13 protein-coding genes, 1 pseudogene and 1 riboswitch are annotated in these 20,250 nt (G+C 58.7%); of the genes and pseudogenes, 6 read left to right on the forward strand and 8 right to left on the reverse strand.

The genetic code is table 11. The features are described from left to right. Positions 1–47: 47 nt before the first annotated feature. Positions 48–245, forward strand: a riboswitch (cobalamin riboswitch). A gap of 180 nt (positions 246–425) precedes the next feature. The 6 genes and pseudogenes from nrdD (at position 426) to B5G09_RS01735 (ending at position 5,867) form a co-directional block, all read left to right on the forward strand. After that, positions 426–2,540, forward strand: a complete 2,115-nt coding sequence (nrdD, locus tag B5G09_RS01710) for an anaerobic ribonucleoside-triphosphate reductase (protein WP_087403752.1) — start codon at positions 426–428, stop codon at positions 2,538–2,540. After that, entirely contained in the window at positions 2,524–2,997 is a 474-nt protein-coding gene (nrdG, locus tag B5G09_RS01715) for an anaerobic ribonucleoside-triphosphate reductase activating protein (protein ID WP_087403753.1), read from the forward strand. Before nrdD ends, nrdG begins: the two co-directional genes overlap by 17 nt. Before the next feature lie 194 nt (positions 2,998–3,191). Next, positions 3,192–3,959 (forward strand): threonine/serine exporter family protein, encoded by a 768-nt coding sequence (locus tag B5G09_RS01720; RefSeq protein WP_087403754.1) that lies wholly within the window; start codon positions 3,192–3,194, stop codon positions 3,957–3,959. Beyond that, positions 3,956–4,438, forward strand: a pseudogene (locus B5G09_RS01725) (threonine/serine exporter family protein); the annotation flags it as partial. The gene B5G09_RS01720 and the pseudogene B5G09_RS01725, both read left to right, overlap by 4 nt. A gap of 165 nt (positions 4,439–4,603) precedes the next feature. Continuing rightward, positions 4,604–5,338 carry a DUF6064 family protein gene (locus B5G09_RS01730; protein ID WP_087309412.1) on the forward strand — a complete coding sequence of 245 codons (735 nt, stop codon included), beginning with the start codon at positions 4,604–4,606 and terminating at the stop codon, positions 5,336–5,338. Between the two features lie 133 nt (positions 5,339–5,471). Continuing rightward, positions 5,472–5,867 carry a RagB/SusD family nutrient uptake outer membrane protein gene (locus B5G09_RS01735; RefSeq protein ID WP_162608222.1) on the forward strand — a complete coding sequence of 132 codons (396 nt, stop codon included), beginning with the start codon at positions 5,472–5,474 and terminating at the stop codon, positions 5,865–5,867. 82 nt (positions 5,868–5,949) lie between these two features. On the opposite strand, the gene B5G09_RS01740 is transcribed toward B5G09_RS01735, so the two are convergent. The 8 genes from B5G09_RS01740 to B5G09_RS01775 all read right to left on the reverse strand — a co-directional run bounded on the left by B5G09_RS01740 (position 5,950) and on the right by B5G09_RS01775 (position 19,827). After that, positions 5,950–6,717 carry a TlpA disulfide reductase family protein gene (locus tag B5G09_RS01740; RefSeq protein WP_087403757.1) on the reverse strand — a complete coding sequence of 256 codons (768 nt, stop codon included), beginning with the start codon at positions 6,715–6,717 and terminating at the stop codon, positions 5,950–5,952. A 102-nt stretch (positions 6,718–6,819) separates the two neighbouring features. Beyond that, a complete protein-coding gene (locus B5G09_RS01745) occupies positions 6,820–8,397 on the reverse strand; it encodes a M64 family metallopeptidase (RefSeq protein ID WP_087403758.1) in 1,578 nt (525 codons plus the stop codon). A 109-nt stretch (positions 8,398–8,506) separates the two neighbouring features. After that, positions 8,507–9,793 carry a hypothetical protein gene (locus tag B5G09_RS01750; RefSeq protein ID WP_143256449.1) on the reverse strand — a complete coding sequence of 429 codons (1,287 nt, stop codon included), beginning with the start codon at positions 9,791–9,793 and terminating at the stop codon, positions 8,507–8,509. Positions 9,794–9,826: 33 nt separating this feature from the next. Next, on the reverse strand, positions 9,827–10,042 hold the full coding sequence (locus B5G09_RS01755; RefSeq protein WP_087403760.1) for a hypothetical protein: 216 nt from the start codon (positions 10,040–10,042) through the stop codon (positions 9,827–9,829). A gap of 17 nt (positions 10,043–10,059) precedes the next feature. Continuing rightward, complete coding sequence (locus B5G09_RS01760) at positions 10,060–11,478, reverse strand: RagB/SusD family nutrient uptake outer membrane protein (protein ID WP_087403761.1); 1,419 nt, start codon at positions 11,476–11,478, stop codon at positions 10,060–10,062. A gap of 12 nt (positions 11,479–11,490) precedes the next feature. Beyond that, positions 11,491–14,814 (reverse strand): SusC/RagA family TonB-linked outer membrane protein, encoded by a 3,324-nt coding sequence (locus B5G09_RS01765; RefSeq protein WP_087403762.1) that lies wholly within the window; start codon positions 14,812–14,814, stop codon positions 11,491–11,493. Between the two features lie 34 nt (positions 14,815–14,848). Continuing rightward, entirely contained in the window at positions 14,849–17,278 is a 2,430-nt protein-coding gene (locus B5G09_RS01770) for a zinc-dependent metalloprotease (RefSeq protein ID WP_162608223.1), read from the reverse strand. 8 nt (positions 17,279–17,286) lie between these two features. Continuing rightward, positions 17,287–19,827, reverse strand: a complete 2,541-nt coding sequence (locus B5G09_RS01775; RefSeq protein WP_241147538.1) for a zinc-dependent metalloprotease — start codon at positions 19,825–19,827, stop codon at positions 17,287–17,289. Positions 19,828–20,250: the final 423 nt, after the last annotated feature.

Genomic DNA, 20,250 nt, shown 5'->3' on the forward strand with positions numbered 1-20,250 from the left:
TTCATTAAAAAAAGCCTCCGGCGTTTGCAAACCCCGCAACAATTCCTATCTTTGTTCCCGAGCAAGGTTCCCAGCCGGCGGCTGCCGGCCCGGGATCAAAAGGGAACTCCTGTGCAAATCAGGGACTATGCCCGTAGCTGTAAGCTCCGCAAAAGGCTGCACACTCTTTGCCACTGTTCCGGCAGGAACGGGAAGGCGTGCGGCGGGAGCGAGTCAGAAGACCTGCCTTGCCGGACAGGCCGTAGTCCTCGGGACGTGGGACGACGCCGCAACATTTTTTTACACTTTATACTAAGTACATACGACTCCGGACGCCGACAAGGCGGCTGCCGCGCATCGTTTTCGGGCCGTTTGGTCCGCAACGTGCCCGGGGCGTCGACCGTCGGCCGGAAGCGATGGCACAACCTTTTAACTACGGAACCTGTATGGGCATTTCGGAACTCTGCATTGTCAAGCGCGACGGGAAACGCGAGGCGTTCTCCGTCGAGAAGATCAAACGGGCCGTCAGCAAGGCCTTCCTCTCGGTGGGCGGGTATGCTACGGACGACGACCTCACGTCGGTATTGAGCCGCGTGCACGTCGCCGACGGTATGTCCGTCGAGGAGATTCAGAACCAGGTCGAGGTGGCCCTGATGGCCGAGCGCTACTTCGCCGTGGCCAAGAGCTACATGCTCTACCGCCAGCGCCACACCGAAGACCGCGAGGAGCGCGAAAAGCTCCGCTTCCTGACCGACTACTGCGCCGCCTCGAACCCCGCCACAGGGTCGAAATTCGACGCCAACGCCAACGTCGAGAACAAGAACATCGCCACGCTGATCGGCGAGCTGCCCAAGCAGAACTTCATCCGCCTGAACCGCCGCCTGCTCACCGACCGCATCCGTGAAATGTACGGCCGGGAACTGGCCGACAAGTACCTCCACCTGCTGAACAACCACTTCATCTACAAGAACGACGAGACGTCGATGGCCAACTACTGCGCCTCGATCACGATGTATCCGTGGCTGCTCGGCGGCACGATCTCCATCGGCGGCAACTCGACGCGCCCGACCAACCTCAAGTCGTTCTGCGGCGGATTCGTCAACATGGTCTTCATCGTCTCGTCGATGCTGTCGGGGGCCTGCGCCACCCCCGAGTTCCTCATGTACATGAACTACTTCATCGAGCAGGAGTACGGCGAGGACTACTACACGCGGGCCGACGAGGTGGTCGACCTCTCGCGCAAGCACCGCACGCTGGACAAGGTCATCACCGACTGCTTCGAGCAGATCGTCTACTCGATCAACCAGCCCACCGGGGCGCGCAACTTCCAGGCCGTCTTCTGGAACATCGCCTACTACGACCGCTGCTACTTCGAGTCGCTGTTCGGCGAATTCCGCTTCCCGGACGGATCGGCACCCCACTGGGAGTCGCTCTCGTGGCTGCAGAAGCGCTTCATGCGGTGGTTCAACCGCGAGCGTACGAAGACCGTGCTGACCTTCCCGGTCGAGACGATGGCCCTGCTCTCGAAGGAGGGTGACGTGATGGACCGCGAATGGGGCGACTTCACGGCGCAGATGTATGCCGAGGGACACTCGTTCTTCACCTACCTGAGCGACAACGCCGATTCGCTCTCGTCGTGCTGCCGCCTGCGCAACGAAATCCAGGACAACGGCTTCAGCTACACGCTCGGCGCCGGGGGCGTCTCGACCGGCTCGAAGAGCGTGCTGACCGTCAACCTCAACCGCTGCATCCAGTACGCCGCGCGCAACGGCATGCACTACCTGAAGTTCCTCGAAGAGGTGGTCGACCTGGTGCACAAGGTCCAGACGGCCTACAACGAAAACCTCAAGAAGCTGCAGGCAAAGGGGATGCTGCCGCTGTTCGACGCCGGCTACATCAACCTCTCGCGGCAGTATCTGACCGTCGGCGTCAACGGACTGGTCGAGGCGGCCGAGTTCCTCGGGCTGGAGATCTCGGACAACGAACGCTACGCCTCGTTCGTCGAGGAGGTGCTGGGGCTCATCGAGCGCTGCAACCGCAAGTACCGCACGAAGGAGCTGATGTTCAACTGCGAGATGATCCCGGCCGAGAACGTCGGCGTGAAGCACGCCAAGTGGGATCGTGAGGACGGATACGCCGTGCCGCGCGACTGCTACAACTCGTACTTCTACGTCGTGGAGGATCCGTCGCTGAACATCGTCGACAAGTTCCGCCTCCACGGTCACCGCTACATCGACCACCTGACCGGCGGTTCGGCCCTGCACCTCAATCTGGAGGACCACCTCTCGCAGGAGCAGTACCGGCAGCTGCTGCGCGTGGCGGCACGCGAGGGGTGCAACTACTTCACGTTCAACATCCCGAACACGGTCTGCAACCACTGCGGACACATCGACAAGCGCTACCTGCACGCGTGCCCCGAGTGCCACTCGACCGATCTGGACTACCTCACGCGCGTGATCGGCTACATGAAACGCGTCTCGAACTTCTCGGCGGCCCGCCAGCAGGAGGCCTCGCGCCGCTTCTACGCCCATAAACCGCAGACCGATGCTCCGCTATCATAACTTCGACATCGTCTTCGCGGAGATCCCCGACGAGACGACGCTGGCCGTCAACCTCACCGGCTGCCCGAACCGCTGCCCGGGATGCCACAGCCCCCACCTGCAACGCGATGCGGGGCGACAGCTCGACGAGCGGGAGCTCGCGGCGCTGCTCGACCGCTACGGACACTCGGTCACCTGCCTCTGCTTCATGGGCGGCGACGCCGCACCGCTCGAGGTGGCCCGGCTGGCCGCGTGGGTGCGCTGCACGTGGCCCGCGCTGCGCGTGGGCTGGTACTCGGGGCGGCCGCAGCTGCCCGAAGGGGTGGCCCCCGAGGTATTCGACTACGTGAAGCTCGGCCCCTGGATCGAACGCTGCGGCCCGCTCAACGCCCCGACCACCAACCAGCGACTCTACCGCGTCGATCGCTGCGGAGGGATGACCGACATCACCGCACGATTCCGACGACATACCGCCTGACGTTCCCGGGAGCCGGAGAAACCTTACGAGATTAGAGATTAGATGAGTAACCCTGCGTGTCGTCTGCCATACGACCCCTTCCGGCTCCCGAAGAACGCCCCGACTGCCGCCTCTCCCCCGCAACGGGATGAGGCGGCATTTTTTTCGTATCAAACGAACAGAATTATCCGAAAAAGATTATTTTTGCGATTATCATGAAAACCAGGCACGAACTGACCGAAATCCTCGACTTTATCGCCGAATATGCGACCTATCTGCTCGGGTCGGGGGTCCACACCTCCCGCGCCATCCGCAACTCACAGCGCATCGGCCGTTCGTTGGGGGTCGACGTCCAGTTGTCGAGCTTCCAACGCAGCACGATCCTCACGGTGCGCGACGACGAGTCGGGCGAGGCCATCACCCGCGTGGTGCGCATTCCCTCGCTGCCGATCAGTTTCGAACGCAACTCCGACCTGAGCGCCCTGAGCTGGGACGCCCTCGACGAGCGGCTGCCACTGGACGAGATCCGCCGCCGCTACAACGAGCTGACCGCCAAACCGTTGATCGACCCGATCTTCGTGCTGCTGACCGTGGGGCTGGCCAACGCCTCGTTCTGCCGCCTGTTCGGCGGCGACTGGACGGCCATGGCCATCGTCTTCACCTCGACGCTGGTCGGCTATGCCGCCAAACAGCGCATGCAGGCCCACGGCGTCAACCACTTCCTGTTCTTCATCGTCGCGGCATTCATGGCCTCGCTCTGCGCTTCGTCAGCCCTGCGATTCGACTGCACGGCCGAAACGGCCCTCGCCACAAGCGTGCTGTTCCTCGTTCCCGGCGTCCCCCTGATCAACGGCGTGATCGACATCGTCGAAGGGCACATCCTCATCGGATGCAGCCGCCTGATCAACGCCCTGCTGCTCATCATCTGCATCGCCATCGGTCTGGCAGCGACGCTCCTCATGGTTAAAGACAGCCTGCTATGATCGCCGTGGACATCCTGCTCGACGGGCTCTTCGCAGCCGTGGCCGCCATCGGATTCGGCGCCATCTCCGATCCGCCGATGCGCGCCTTCCCGCGCATTGCCCTGCTGGCCGCCGTGGGCCACGCCCTGCGCTATTGTCTGATGAACTATGCCGATATCGACATCGCCTCGGCCTCGCTCTGTGCCGCGATGGTCATCGGATTCGGAAGCCTCTGGCTCGGATGCGGTGTCCGCTGCCCGATGACGGTGTTGTACATCCCGGCGCTGCTGCCCATGGTCCCGGGTATCTACGCCTACAAAACCGTCTTTTCGCTGATCATGTTCCTGCAGTCGCTCAACGACCCGGGACAGAGCATGCAATACATGCAGCTTTTCTTTCTGAACGCCACGGTCTCGCTGAGCGTCATCGCCCTGCTGGCCGCCGGAGCCACGCTGCCGATCTTCGTCTTCAAGCGGAAGGCCTTCTCGCTCACGCGCCGGCGCCGGGCCGGGCGGAGCGCCGCGGAGCCGAACGGCAACGATCCCGACCCCCAGGAGAATCCTGCGGACAACGAGGAAGAGCGGGCGAAAACAACGGGGATCGTCAACGCCCGGACAACCGGCGAATCCGAAGCCCCGACAAACAATCCGCAATAGCATGAACCGATGGAGACCTTCTGGAGTACGATAGCCGCCTATAACGCCGCGACATGGCCCGCGCAACTGGTGCTGACCGGCATCGGAGTGCTGCTCACGACGCTGCTCGTCCGACGTCCGTCGCACGGCGTGCGGATCGCCATGAAGCTCTACATGGCGCTGCTCAACTTCTGGATCGCCGGGGTCTATTTCCTCGTCTACTGCGAGCCGCGACAATATCACAGTCCCCAAGCGTTGTTCTGGGCCATCATGGGGTGCATCTGGCTCTACGACCTCATCGTCAAACACGCCTCGCTGGCCCGAACCGGCCACCATGCCCGCTTTGCCCGGATGCTCTTCGTCATGCCGTTCCTCTATCCGCTCTGCTCGCTGGCCCTGGGACGCACCTTCCCGGAGATCACCTCGCCGGTGATGCCCTGCTCGGTGGCGGTCTTCACCATCGGTGTGATGCTGGCCTTCTCCGAGCGCATCAACATCGTCCTGGCCATGTTCCTCTGCCACTGGGCGCTGATCGGCCTCTCGAAGGTCTACTTCTTCGGCATCCCGGAGGACTATCTGATGGCCTGCAGCGTCGTCCCGGCGCTCTATCTCTTCTTCCGCGAATACATCCAAAGCCTCGAAAACCGGCCCGCAAAACCCTCTCCGCGCGTCCTCAACGGATTGCTGGGACTTCTCTGCGCAATCATCGGCGGATTCTTCGCCTTCACGCTGCTGCACCAGTTCAACCTCTTCTCCGAAATATAACCCGATCCGTTTCAAGCGAGAGGATGCCAATCGCAAAAAAATGCCGGCCGATTCACCATCGGCCGGCATTTTTCTTCCGGGCTGTTCCGGAAAACGGAAATCCGCTCTCCCGGGTGTTTCGCAGATGTGTTTCATGCGTGCCGCCGAGATGTATCTCATCGAGGCCGAGGCGCTCTGCAAGCAGCAGACTCCGGATGAGTCAACGTCTCGAAATCTGCTCTACACGGTCAACTCCGCCCGCGATGATGCTTATACGCAAACAGCAGCCTCGGGGCAGGAGCTGATCGACGAGATTCTGCTTACACGGCGTATGGAGTTGTGGGGCGAAGGTTTTTCCTGGTTTGATCTGAAGCGGCTGGGAGCCTCCATCTCGCGCAAGACCTATGCCGACAACACTTCGGGTGCCGAGTGTCCTGGAACGTTTGGTCGGAACTTTGCCGTGACGGTAGGGCCCAACGATAATGGAACGAATGACTGGGTTTGGGTCATTCCGCTGAGCGAGACGCAGTACAATGATCTGATCAAGTAAAATATCAATCAGATGTAAAATAATTGCTCCATAATTTGTGGCATTACGCCAAGGTTATGGAGCAATTATTATATGAAGACGTTTATCGAAGTCCCGAGATTTTATTTTTCAGAGATTCTCTTTGCTCAGGAGAAGTGCCATACTCAAAAGCGGCAATTTTGCCAGATTTATCCACCACAATAGTAAGCGGATAGCCGTTGTTGCCTATAAATTTCTTAAATTGGGTATCGTTTACAAGGGGAATCCAGTTAAATCTAACTTTGTCAAGAACTTGTTTTGCTACTTCAGGAGCTTCATAAGTAGATGAAAAAAACATTACATCCGGCATTTCATCTTTCCAAGAGGAAAGTTCCGGCATTTCTTTACGGCAAGGCCCACACCCCGTAAACCATAGGTTAAGCACCATAACTTTACCTTCTACATCTGCGTTTGTCCATGTTTTGCCGACAATATCGGTTGCTGAAAAACCAGGGAATTTATCTCCAACTTTTATAAGCGGTTTTGTGGCCTGCATTGTGAAGCTAATACCATCATTCTCCTTTTGTTCGTTGTACCGACGCAGAAGTTCTTCGCTTTCTTCAATATTTTCCACAGGAATAGCGTATCGTAAGGATGCTTCAGAAAGTTTAAGTGATGGGGAATACATACAGACCGCCTTGGTTTCATTGAGCGTTTCAATGAAAAATATTTTCAGGTCCTGTGGAGTATCACTGTTTTTTATATCCGAAGGCAATTCATTAAAGAAATATCCATTAATAATGATTAGTCTTTTTGCGTCTTTAGCCGATGCCGATAGTGCTATGCAAAAAAACATTACAATTAGAAAAATAAATGCTCGCAACTTGTTCATATTAGATATGTATATTTAGTTTAGATGTTGCAAAATTAGTCATAAAGGTTAAAGGTACGATTTTCCCGACATCCGTCCGCTCCGAACAAAGGACTTCGCCGCTCAACGGTCCGACGGCTCCATGATGACCACGGGAGGCCCCGACGGCACGAAGCGGGACAAATCCCCGATTCCCGAGCGCGTTCCGACCGGATAAGCCGGGCGCTGATCCTCGAGCAGAAACGCGGCGAACGTATAATCCGGCTCGCCGGCAAGCCTCCGGATACGCCGGATCTGGGCCCATCGGCTCGGGGCATTGAAATAGGCGACATTGTCGTTCATGCAGCTGTTCTCTTCCGGACGCCAGATCCCCGAACGGTAGGTGCCCGCCCCGGGATAGGTTCCGACCATCGGATAATCGGGCAGCGCGGCGAAATCCCGCCACGTCGTCTGGGAGATGTCGGACGAAAAGTCCGCATTGATATAGAATCCAAAGTTTTTTAAACTCTCGATTTCGTTCCGAGTTTTCGCCGGAATCTCGGTCTCGTAATAGACGTATTCGTCGAGCAGCTTGGCGAAACCGTGTCCGCCGGCCTCGTGCACCACAAGTTTGTCGAAACTGCTTCCGACAGGAATCATAGAGATCGAAAAACCGTCGGTCCACATCAGACTGGTCCCGGCATACACCGCCCGGTTGATCGGCATGACGACCGTCAAATCCTGCATGCGGCGCCCCGTCAGTGCCGTCACCCGCGTCAGCCAGTCGCGGACGGCTCCGTCATCGCACGAAATCGAGGTCGATACCCCCTGCCACAGCGTCGAGAATTTCGTATCCACGGTCTCCGCCGGAGAGACACAACTCATGCCCGCCTCCTCGGAAATCGCAGTCAGCATGTAGACATCGAAATAGGAGCGGTAGGCGCTGTAAGGATAGACCGAGAAGAAGGCTTCGACCGCTCGCCGCATGTCGGTTTCATATTTCCCCGTTCTCCGGGCCATTTCGGCAAGCGTGTAGCCGTCCCCCACGACGACCAGACACACGCCGTTTCCGGATGTGGCCCGTTGCAACGCAACGACCTCGCCGTCACCGTAGTTTTTCACCGGATCGAAGGCCTGTTGCACGAGAACGACTTCCTGCGTGAACCGGCCGGCCGTCACATGCAACGTCACGGACCTTTCCGCGCCGAGATTCGTCAAGACGCGGATGCGCATCCGCGTCCCCTCGACCACGGCCGTACACCACTCCGCCTGCGGGGAGAGCATGACTTCGAGCGGTTCGGAAGCCGATCCGACCGTCAGATACTCGGTAGTATTGAGAGCTGGCAATTCGAGTCGTCCGGGCGTCACGAGGGTCGGAGCCTGCGTAACCGCAACCACCTGCGAAAGCTCCGCCGCATCGAAATAGACCGAGGCATCGCGCTGTGCGAAATCCGCGTTCGGTGCGACGTGCAGCCGGACCCGATATTTCCCGGCTCCGCCCGAGGCGGGTTCGGCCGTCAGCCACTCCCGCGCTATCGGAGGCGACACCTCCGAGGTCCAGGCTCCGTCGGCCTGCAATTCGACCCATTCATCCCCGCCCTCGTGCGGCAACACGACACTCCGGGGCGAAACCTCCAACAGCGTCGTCCGATCCTGCGAAGTCGAGCAGGCGCAGCACCCGAGCAGCACGATGCCCCACAACAACCGTAAACAACTCTTCATGGCAAACTCTTTTTATACGAACGAAACGATTCGGGCGACTCCGGATCGAAAACAAAAGGGAAAGCACCTCGCGTAAGAGGAGAGGTGCTTTCCCGAATTGCAGAGACGGCTATCGCACAACCTTCTCGAAACGATACCCAAAACCGAAGAAGTCGGTTTCAAAATGATCCGTATACCACCACAAAGGCAGGAAGGGAGGCTCGTCGTAATCGCGCAGGAAGAGGATCATCGATCCGTCCTTGTCCAGCATGAGCGCGATAGTCAACTTACCAAGTTTTTCGTTCGAATTCTCGAAAGAGCGGTTTCCGCTGCTCAACTGGAAATAAGTCAGATCGAACGAACCTTCATCGAACCAGAAATATCCCTCACCGACCGTTGTATAAGACCCGCTCACTTTGCCCGCCTCCTGCACGTTGAAAGGTGCGGTATAGGTCATGTCGCACGTCCGGAAGAGATCGGCCAGATCGCCCGTGCTCGACGGCGTGAACATCGCATGGTCCCCTTCATCCGTGATCGAAATCGTAAAACCGTCGTTGTGGCTCGGAATCGCGTCAACATCCATCTCTTCAAGCATCGCAAATTCTTCAAGTTCCTCCAGACCGATCAACTCCTTGTGCTGCCACGTGCCGGCCAGCGCCGCATACGAAAGCAGGCCCTTGACCGTAACGGTGACACTCGGAATCTCTCCGGCAATGAAACGGCCACCCTGTTCATCCACGCCGAGCTTCAGCGTCGCGGGATTGGACGGATCCACCTCGGGCCCCGGGAGCAGCGTCAGCGTCGCCGTGTTGCCGTCTTTCGGAACGATGAAAGAGGTGGCGTCGTCCTTCACCAGGAAGTGCTTACCCAACTCGGCCGTCGAGCCCGAAAGGACCTCGAACGGCAATTCGAGATCCTTAGGCGCCTTGAAGTTATCGTCGCCCACGGTCAGCGTAATATCCAGCGACTCCTGCAATTCTGCCTCCGCCGTTGTGAAGCTGTAGACATAAACGCTCGACTCGACCAGATTTACCGTCGTGGAAGCAACCCGCCCGATCGTATAACCCGTTCCGGAGGTCAACGTCAGGGTCAGGGTCTTGGCCGCCTCGAATGCCTGCCTGGGCGTTACGGTGACGGTTGCCTCGGTCTTGCCGGCTTCGAGCAGGAAGCTCTGCGCGGAAAGCTCGTAATCGGCCGCCGTGGCAGTACCGCCGACCGTGAATCCGATATTCAGATCCGACGCCGCAGCCTGCGACGCTACCACCTTGACGTCGATCGGTTCGTCGTCCAGCGTATAGGACGATGTTGAAAATTGCACATTGGCATCCGAGCCCGATCCGGGTCCGTCGTCATCGCCGCACGCGCCCAGCGACAATGTCGTCAGAAGCGCCACGGACAAATACAAATACTTTTTCATAATCCGTCTTTATTTAGTGAAACAATCAGAGTATCAATTTCCAACCGCCGTTTCGTACTCCGAACGAATCTCCCGCCACCTTTCAAGCTCCTCGGCCGATGCCGATTCGCCGACGATCGGCAGCAGATCGTACGATCCGCCCGAGCTCCGCGGCGGCACATCGTCATACTTGTCGCATCCTGCGGCAAAAAATCCCAGTAACGCCGCTACGGCCAGCGCTCCGAGCAACAACCAGTTTTTCCGTTTCATGGTCTTCCGTTTCAAAATCAAAATTCATAACCCGGGTTCTGCGCAATCTGGCCCTGACTGTTCCGGATGTCCCGGACACTCACGGGCATCGTATAGAGATACTTCCGCGTGACATATTTGACCGGCAGCGTACTGCCCGACTGCTGGATTACCCACCACTCGGGACGACCGTTGCGTTTGAGTTCGAACCAGCGGTCGCCCTCCATGTAGAGCTCCTTGCGCCGCTCGTCCAGAATGGCGGAAATCAACGGCGTGAGGGGCTTGCCCGTGGCATCCACCGTGATCAGCGCCTCGCGGTCCGGCTCGGGAAGCGTCCGAAGCGTGTAATCCTCAACATCTTCGATACGCTTGCGGCGCAGTTCGTTGAGCAGCGACAAGGCCTTCGCCTCGTCCTGCTGCGCCCCCGGGTGGGCATAACTCTCGGCAAGCATCAGATGCAGCTCCGATCCCCGGATCCGGGCCGTCACGGTCTTCTGATTGACCCGTTTGGCATCACACATGATGCCCCAGCGAATATCCTTCTGCGGCTCCGCACCGAAGAGCTTCAACAGCGTGGCATTCACCGGCCGCGTGCTCAGGTATTGCCGAAAAGTCTCGTCGTAGAGCGTCTTCACATCGTCATCACCCGTCGTACGGTCGCGGATGATGACCTCCTGCAACTGCTCGCCGTAAGACTGGATCGACTCCGTATAGACGCTTCTGTCTGCAAGGGCGTAGGACGGTACGGCCAGCAGCTCCTCGCACAGCGGAATCACCTCGGACCACTCTTCCGCCCAGAAATAGAGCTTGGCCAGGTAGGTCTTGGCCACCGCCTCGGTGAAGAGATACGATTCGTCGGTCATGTGGTAGTCGACCGCCTTGCGGAGGAGCGATACCGCATACTCGTAGCTCCGTGCAAGGGTATTGCGATCGGGCACCGCATCGCTCTCCACGTCGAAGTGCTCGACAATGGGAATGCCCGGCAGAGAGGAGGCCGTCGCCGCATCGTACGGCTCGCAGTAGATCCGGATCAAATTGTAATAGCATACGCCCTTGATGGCATAGGCTGCGGCACACAACGCCCGGGCCTTCGCAGAGTCCTTTTCGAGCATGTACTCCAGAATCAGGTTACAATCCTTGATCGCCGAATAAAGACCCTCGTAATACCCCTTCTGAAAGTTGTTCGCCACATCGCCCGCATAGAGCGTCAGACGCCCGGCCGAGATGTTCGCATCGAGATTGTCGGAAATCGACTCGTAGAGAATCACCCGGTCGTAGCAGCCCAGAATATCTTCGTCCGTACCCTCCTCGATGGCATACAGCATGTTGTTCAGCAAGGCTTCGAAATCCTCCTCCGTTTCAGGAATGATCTTTCCCTGCGGCGTCACGTCGAGATAACGTTTGCATCCGCCGAAAAGCAGCGTTGCCAGGACTATCATCCATATTTTCCGTTTCATAATCCGCTGTTTTTAGAATCCGAGCGTCACGCCGAACGTCACGGAGCGCGTCGTGGGATAGATCGCGCCCGGAACCTCCGGGTCCATGCCCTTGTAATCGGTGAATGTAAAGAAGTTGGCCAGACTTACGTTGAAGCTCACGGCATCGAATCCGCCCCGGTTGACCACCTTGCGCGGCAACGAGTAGGAGAGCGTGATGTTCTTGATCCGCACGTACGAAATCTTGTAGATATAGATTCCATCGACCACGGCATTGGAGGTCGGATTCGACTGGTCGAAATGGTACTTCGCGTCGAACGAGTCGTAGATCCGCGGGTATTTCGTCCCCGTAGTGTTCGTTTCCGTCCAACGGTCGGTGCGGTCTTTCCAGACATTCAGGTGGTTCGAATACAGGTCGCTGTACTCAGTCTGCGCCCGGTCCATCGTGGAGACGCTTCCCGCAGCGATCTGGCTGTAAGTCGCCGGCGACTCGTTGCGGTCATAGGCATAAGACCCGAACGAAAAGACGCCGTTGACCGACAGACGCAGATTCCGGTATCCGGCCGAAATGTTGAAACCGCCGTTGAACGGCGCCTCCCGATTCCCCAGATAGTAGAGGTAGTTGGCTTCGTCGGTGTAGTCTGCATCGCTCGAAATGACCGCATCGGGGCGAAGTTTGAATTCGTAAAGACCCGTCAGGGGGTCGATCCCGACCACCTTGCCGCCAATGAGCGCCCGGGCCGGATAGCCCTCGTAGTAGTTGAGCTTCATGTGCTGGAACGATACCGAACTCGCATATTCGAGCACCTTGTTCGAGTTGAAAGCGAAATTGACCGAAGCATCCAGCGTCCAGTCCTGGGTCTGAACGATCCCGCCCCGGAGCGTGAACTCGATACCCCGGTTGCGCAGACGGGCGAAATTGGCCGCCTGATGGGTGAATCCCGTGGTTACGTAAAGCGGCTTGTCGTCCACGGCGCCTTTGGTCAGACGTCTGTAATACTCCGTTTCGAGCGAAAGCCGGCCGTTCAGGAATGCCAGGTCCAGACCCACCTTCACGTCGTTGACCTTCTCCCACCCCAGATTCGGATTGGGCGCCGAAGAGATCGTTCCAACCAGGTGGTTCTGCGACTGATACTCCCGATAGGTCTGCAGCGAATAGTTCATCATCAGTTGCGGCGAGGCGCTCGTCACGATATTTCCCGTAAAGCCGTAAGAGGCTTTCAGTTTGGCGTATTGGAGCACCTTGCGGGCCGATGCCATGAAGGGCTCCTCGGTCAGAATCCAGGCTCCGCCCACACTCCAGTTGGGATTGAACTGCGCATGCGTGCCGAAATAGGAGCTGCCGTCGGCACGCCCCGTGACGCTCAGAATATAACGGTCCCGGAACGAATAGTCGGCCGAAAGGTAGAACGACGCATAGCGGGACTTGGTGAAATACTCGCCCGTCAGACGCTCGATCTCCCGCAGCGTGCTCTCCGAGGGTTTTTCGATCGGTGGCAAAGCCGTATTGCCGGTCCGCGGGTCGTAATTGAACCGTTTGTTGAAGAGCGTGTGCGAATCATTGCCCCGCAATTCGGCGCCTCCGACCACATTCAACGTATGGCCGTCGCCGTACTCCCCGACATAGGTGAGATGCCCGCGCAGCAGATACCCCGTGCGACGGCTCTTGTTTTCCAGAATGGAGCCGTAGAGATTGCCGTTGTGCGTACGATGGATGCTCAAGCGATCCTGATAGGCCCCGTACGTATCCTCCTCCCGGGTAGTCTGCGTATCATTGTTGTTGAAGTTATAGGAGGCCAGTCCTTCAAACTTCAGATTCTCCAGCAGTTTGTACTCCATCCCCAGACGGACCTCCGTCGAAACGTAATCGGTCTTCGTCTTGTTGCCCTCGATCTCCCGCAGGATGTTGAACCCCTTCTCGGGCAGATCCTCATAGGTATCGCGGTTGTAGTTCGGCAGTGAGAGCCACGTCTGGTCGTTGGCATAGCTGCCATCCTCGTTGTAGGGCTTCTCGTAGGGGTTGGCGAAATAGGCATAGGTGAAGGGATCGACGCTCGGATTCGGCGTATTGGCCTTCCGGCAGGAGATATCGGCGCCCACATCGAAGGAGAAACGGCGGGTGGGTTTGAAGCCCAGATTGGCCTTGAAGGTATAGCGGTCGGCACTGTCTTCGATGAGCATGCCCTGGTCGTTGGTATAACCCAGCGAAAGGTAGTAGTTGTAGGCCTCCGAACCGCCGCTCACCGAGACATGGCCATTCACCGAGACGGCATTGCGCAGAATCACGTCATACCAGTCGGTATCGGTCGCAGCCAGCGAACTCAGATAGGCATCCTGAGCAGCCGTGTCGCCCTTCAGATGCGAGAAGGCCAGCTGTCCCGAACGCACCTGTCCCACGATACCCACCGTGGGATAGATCACCGACGGATCCAGAAGCGACTGTGCATACTTCTCCGCGGCGAATTCGTCCCAGAGTTCCTGCTCCCAGGCCAGTTTCTCGGCCGTATTCATCAACGACGGCTGCCGCTGGGGGCGGAACGAAACGGTGACATTCGACGAGAAATTGACCTTCATCTTCCCGGCCTTGCCCCGTTTGGTGGTCACCACGATGACGCCGTTCGCAGCCCGCGATCCGTAGATTGCCGCCGCCGCGGCGTCTTTCAGCACGACGATCGACTCGATATCGCTCGGATTCACCCCGCCGATCCCGTAGATGAAAATGTCGTCGAAACCGCCGGCCTTGAGCTCATTCGAACTCAGATTCGTACTCGGGCCCTCATTCTGCAACGGAACGCCGTCGACCACCCACAGCGGAGTCGTATTTCCCGAAAGATTGGCAATACCGCGGATCCGGATCCGCTGACTGGCTCCGGGGCGCCCTGTAGTCGGCGTAACCGTGACACCGGCCAACTCGCCCTGCATCATGGCGTCGACCGAGGTCTGCGGCTTGAGTTGCAGTTCATCGGCCGTCAGGATACCCACCGAACCGGTCACCTTCTTGACCGTGGTCTGCGAATAGCCCGTCACGACGACCTGTTCGATCTCCATGGAGGAGGGTTGCAGAACCACGTCCAAACGTGTACGCCCGGGAGCCACGACCTGCTCCTGCGTCTGATAACCGACAAATGAAAACAGAAGGGTCTTGCCGCCTTCGGGAATCCGGATTTGGTAGCGTCCGTCGGAATCCGTGATCGCCCCGCTGTTGCGCGCCTCCTTCACGACCACCGTCGCCCCGACCACGGGCATCCCGTTCACATCCGCAACCCGCCCCGTGACGGACCGCGGCTGTGCGAACGCAGCACCGCACTGCAACAGAACCGACAGCAGAATCAAGGCTTCGCGTAAAATCATCTTCATAGGCCTCAATCGTTATAGGTGTACAAACTTATCATCACTTGTTTTCAAGAAAGTGCGTCACCCGGCGCAGCAGCAATGCGTAGTGTCCCCGCATCTGCGGCGAGGCGCTCCGATTCCGGGCGGCCGCAATCCGATCCCGGCAGTCGAGCAGCACGCCGTAGAGCAGATGGCCGTCCTCGGGCCGCGTGAGGTAGGAAACCCCGACAAGCGGAGCGAAGTCTGCGGAATTCTCCGCCGTCACAGCCTCGGCGAAATAGTCCGAACGCAGCTTCGATTTCCGGCCCGCGGCCTGTTCGGCAAGAGCCAGCAACCGATCCAGGAATCGCAGTTGCAGCGGCTGTTTGACCAGTTCGTCTGCCGGGTCCGCATTATCCCAAAGATAGGCCGAGAGGTCGTCCAGCGCCTCCGCGCGCGTGTAAGCCTCCCCGTCGGTCAACGAAGCGCAGAGCGCAATGCGGTCCAGGCTTCCCAGAATCCGGTCGAAGGTCTCCGTACGGATGAAATCCGCGATTCCGGGATTGAGCCCTTCCCCCACGATCAGCGAACGGCTGTCGAGCCATTCCAGATCGTCGAGCCGCGACAACAGCCACCGCATCGCCTCACGCTGCGTCCCGGCGGGAAGCGGCTCGAAACTCCGGCCTGCATCTCCGGCATAGCGTTCGTTGATCCGCACTCCGCCCAAGCGGGCGATCACGGAGCCGAACAACGCATTGCAATAGAACGAAACCGATTCGGGGAAGGCCGAACGGTAGGCATAATCGACATCCTCGTCGTCGATCCACTCCGAGACATGGTGCAGAACAACGGCAAGATTCGCCAGCCCGGCATCGGCCGCCCGCAGCGGATCGTCGCCCAGATCCGAGGCCCGTGCCCGGGGATCAAGCGCGAATTTTTCGGGCTGTTCTCGCAGAAAACGGCACGACGGATCGTCGCTCACCGCCCCGTTGCCGTAAAGCCACTCGACGGCGCGGTAATCGTACGGCCCGAGCGAGGTCTGACAGAGTTTCACGCCGTTCCGGAAATCTTCGGGACGCGCCACATAGTTTAACGGCAGCTCGTCGAGAATCGAGGCCGAAAGTCCGTTCGCGGCCGTATAATGCGCGCTGCGCAGCGAATCGAGCGGCACCGTCTGCGAAGCCCCCATGTTGGGCAGCAGCCCCAGGCAAAAACCCGTATAACGGGCCACCTTTGCCGACAGGCTCTCGCCGAAAAGCGCCTCGTCGAGTTCCAGTCGCCGCGCCCCGGGATCGGCGGCTCCCGTCTGAAGGAGCCGTTCGGTTTGAATCTGCGGTCCGATATTGTGGCTGATGTAGATGTTGGCGCTCAGGATCTCGCCCGTTCGCGGATCGGTCCAGGCGTTGAACCGCAGATCGCGGGCCGGCGAAGGAACGTAGCGTACGGCCGAATAGCGAATGTCGTTCACGTCGGGCAGCCCCTCCGCCGAGACACGCCGCACCTCGATGGCCCGCGGAAGACCGATCCGCTCGAAAGCATCGTTCCAGAGCAGTATGCCCCGTTCGATATAGGGTTTCCACGCCGCCGGAAAACGCTCGTCGAGATAGAAGACGATGGGACGCCCGGCATCCACCCGCCACCGGGAGGCGTAATAACGGACTTCGGCGCCCTGCCGGTCAGCGCTGTATTCGACATAACGCGACGTGGAGGTGCCCACGCGCAGATCCGCTTCACGGACCGTCGTCATCGGTTCGGGCAGCAGCAGGAACGATGTCCGCACGGCAGCCGTGAAGAGTTCAGGATCGCCCCGCGGAATCACGCCGAAAGCGTAGGCCGAGACTTCGTAGGAGAGCTCGCTCACCACCGAGACATTGTCGTTAAAAGCCGCTATATCGCGTATCCAGGAGGCTTCGGAACGGTATTCGTAACTCCGCAGGACGAATCCGTCGCGGCTGCTGTAACTCTCCGGGTCCTTGGGCGAAAGGTAACTCTCGCCGTTCCGGAAGAACGATGTCGCACGCACCACGACGCCGCTGCTGTCGGGCGTAACCGCCTCGATGGGAAACGACGCGATCACGGAGGGCTGCCGGCTCGCGGCCAACGCCCGCCCGATCGCCGGATCGTCGCTGCGCGAACGGCTGTCGAGTGCGGCAATCTGCAAAAGCGAATCAGTCCGCTGGAAAACGACAAGACGCGGACGCGAAGGCTGCATCCCGACCGACGACTCCTCGCCGTCGCTGACCGACAGCACCGTAACCCCCAGCAGCAGGTCACGCCCGAGCATCGAATCGGGCACCTCGAAATAGACATCCCCGTCGAGCAGATGCAGGGTGAACAATCCCTGCACCGTTCGGGGATTCTTACCGGCGAAAAGCTGTTCGTAAGCCGTCTTACGCGGTTCGGGAGCCGTCGCGCGCCGCTTGCGGGCCGCCGCGGGCGTCGCGTCGCACAGCACCGGCAACAGCATCAACAGCGTCACGATCCATCGCATATCGTATCTTTCTCTCATAACCGCCGTCATTTCAGATAGGATTCGATCGTATGCAACAGCGAACGGTAGTGCAGCCGGGTCTGCAGATCGGGATGGTTCCGCTGCCCCTCCAGCAAGCGCCGGATCTTCAGCACACAGTCATAGGCGAGCCCCTCCATCGGCCGCTCTTCGTAAAACAGCGGCATGGGATCGTCATACCCCGCCACAGGTCCCGGACAGCCTGCCGAAGCGTCCGACAGCAGGGACCGGTCCGTGCGGAACGCCTCCGGAACCTCCATCCGCCGCATGGCCGCAAGGCTCTTGGAATCTCCCTCTTCACGCAATGCGGCCACCTCGCCGAGCGTCTCCAGGAAAAGACGCTGCCGCTTGATCTGCGAGAGATTCAACGCCTGCCGGCGAAGGGTCGGGGCCCAGATTCGGTCGTAGATCAACGACATGCACGCTTCGGGCGTGAAGGCGTCGTTTTCGGCCAGCGCCGCCGAAAGCCCCACTTTCGAAGGCGACGCCACGACGGCTTTCATCACAGCCTCGCACACGGCGTCCGCGGCCGAAGCCACCAGCCCCAGATTGCCCGTAACACTCCGGTCGTCCAGCCACTCCATGTCGTCGAGCTGTTCCAACAGGAATTCCAACGCCCGGACCTGGCGCTCGCGGGGAACGCTCCGGTAATGTTCGACCGAGTCCCCGACGTGTTTCTCGTACAGATACACTCCGCCCACGTCCGCATAGACATGGTTCAAATAGGTGAAATACTGGTTGACGATTCCGTTGTAGATGGCCTTGCGGTAGCTGTAATCCCGGTCGTCGGATTCGGTCCAGGCATTGAGGTGCGAAAGCACGTATTTCAGATTGGAGATGCCGTATTCGGAAGCCCTGACGTGATCGTCGCCCAGATCCTCGGAGAGGGATCGGGGGTCGAGCGGCTCGGAGAATTGCTGCTTGCCGTAGCGCAGGACCGGATCGGCCGACGCCTCGCGCAGCCATTGCGAGGTGATCGCATACTCCGCCTCGGGGCTCCCGGCGAAAAGCGGCGTATAGTTCCATTTCACCAGAAACCGGTCGTAAGCCCCGAACCGCGGAGGCGTCATCCGCACGCCGCGCTCGAAATCGCCCGGCTGGGCGACATAGTTGAAACGGGCGTAATCCATGATCGACGTGGTCGTTCCCGTCTCGCGGGTGAAAGAGGGGCTCCGCAGCGAATCCACGGGGATCACGGACGACGCGCCCATGTTGTGCATGAAGCCCAGGCAATGCCCGATCTCATGCGAAAGCACATACCGCAGGGCGTCGCCGATGATCTCCTGAGGAATCTGCTTCTGCCGCACGCGCGGATCGGCCGGCGAGGTCTGGATGAAAAGCCAGTTGTTGATCAGCTCGATCACATCGTGATAAAGATAGACCGAGGCGCTGACGATCTCGCCGCTGCGCGGATCGGTCCACGAGGGGCCCATGGCGTTCTGAATCGTCACCGGGGCATACCGCACACACGAATATTTGAGGTTGTCGGGGTCGAATTCGGGGTCGTCCTCGGGGAAAAGCCGCGCCTGGACGGCATTGCGAAAACCGATCTGCTCGAAAAGTTCGCTCCACTGATTCACCCCTTCGATGACGTATGGAAGCCACGTGCGGGGAAAATTACGGTCGATGTAAAAGACGATCGGCTTGACCGGGTCCACCAACTCCCCGCGCCGGTAGGCTTCGATGTCCGAGGGCTCCAGCCGCCAGCGGTTGGCATACCATATCGGACGGGCCCCCTGGGTCGTGGGAGAATAGAGCATCTTGCCCGTCGGGAAAACGGCGATGCGGCTGTCGGTGATCCGAGGGCTGACGGGAAGGCTGTCGAGCAGCAGGATGGAACGTGTGGCAGTGATCGTAACCGGCACATCCCGCAGCCCGCGCTCCGAGATCGTCACCCGGTAATTCAGGCTGCTGCTGACCGAAACGTTATCCGAAAAGGACTTGATTCCGGTCACGTAGGACTTCTCCTTTTCGAACGACTCCTTGCGTTTGAGGCGTCCCGAAAGCGTGTGCTGGCTGTATTTGTCGAAAGGCGACAGCCGCTCGTCATCGCTGACAAACAGATCCGTGGCGTCCACGACTACCGCAGAACTGTCGGGCGTAAAGGTCTCGATCTCGAACAACCGGTAAATAGCGCCGATATTGCTCGTTGCGAGCGCTCGCTCTATTTCAGCATGATTCGGGAGGGGGGGGGTAACGGCCCGCTCCGAAATCAGCCGCATGGCGATCCGGTCTCCCGCGCGCGTGAATGCGAAATGAAGCGGTTCTTTCGGCTTGGAGCCCACGATTCCGTGACCGTTGTCGCTGGTAGCCGAGATGGTCGTTCCGAGCAGCATGCTCCGATCCATCAGCCGGAGCGGGATCTCGAAATAGACCCGCCCTTTCATCTCATGCAGCGTGAAAAGGCCCCGGGCTATGCGGTGTTCCTCCTTGAAGAATTTGTCGTATGCCGAACTTTTCGTGGTGTCACACTGTTCGGCGGACGCCTTGCGGCTGCGTTTTCCACAAAGTCCGAACGCCTGCTGCGAACCGCATAACGACAAAGCCACAAGCAAAAAAAGGGGCGAAATTATCCGAGCATAAAACTTCATCATTCAAACAGGGTTAGAACGAGCAGATTAACCAAAGAAATATCAACAGAATTCCCAAGAGAGAGCCTTTCCCCACGATCGAAAGGATCCACCCTCCACGAGGAACCTAACAAACCTTTACAAAGATAGCAAAAATTTATCGGAAAACAAACCGGGACAAGGGGGCAGGGCGAAAACTCCAAAAGGCAAGAATCTGGATAAGCAAAAGGTATTCAGCGGTTTAAATGGATGTCAGAGAAAACAGCAACCGCAATTTATCGCAATTTTAGTGCAAGAATTTCAAGAAAAAATTACGTTTCAAAGACTTTCAACGCAATTTTAACCACTTGATTTGAAAGTATTAGACCGCAATTTAAGCCGTTTTAACGTGCGTTTATAATG

Source organism: Alistipes sp. An54 (genome assembly GCF_002159375.1).
GTDB classification, from domain to species: domain Bacteria; phylum Bacteroidota; class Bacteroidia; order Bacteroidales; family Rikenellaceae; genus Alistipes; species Alistipes megaguti.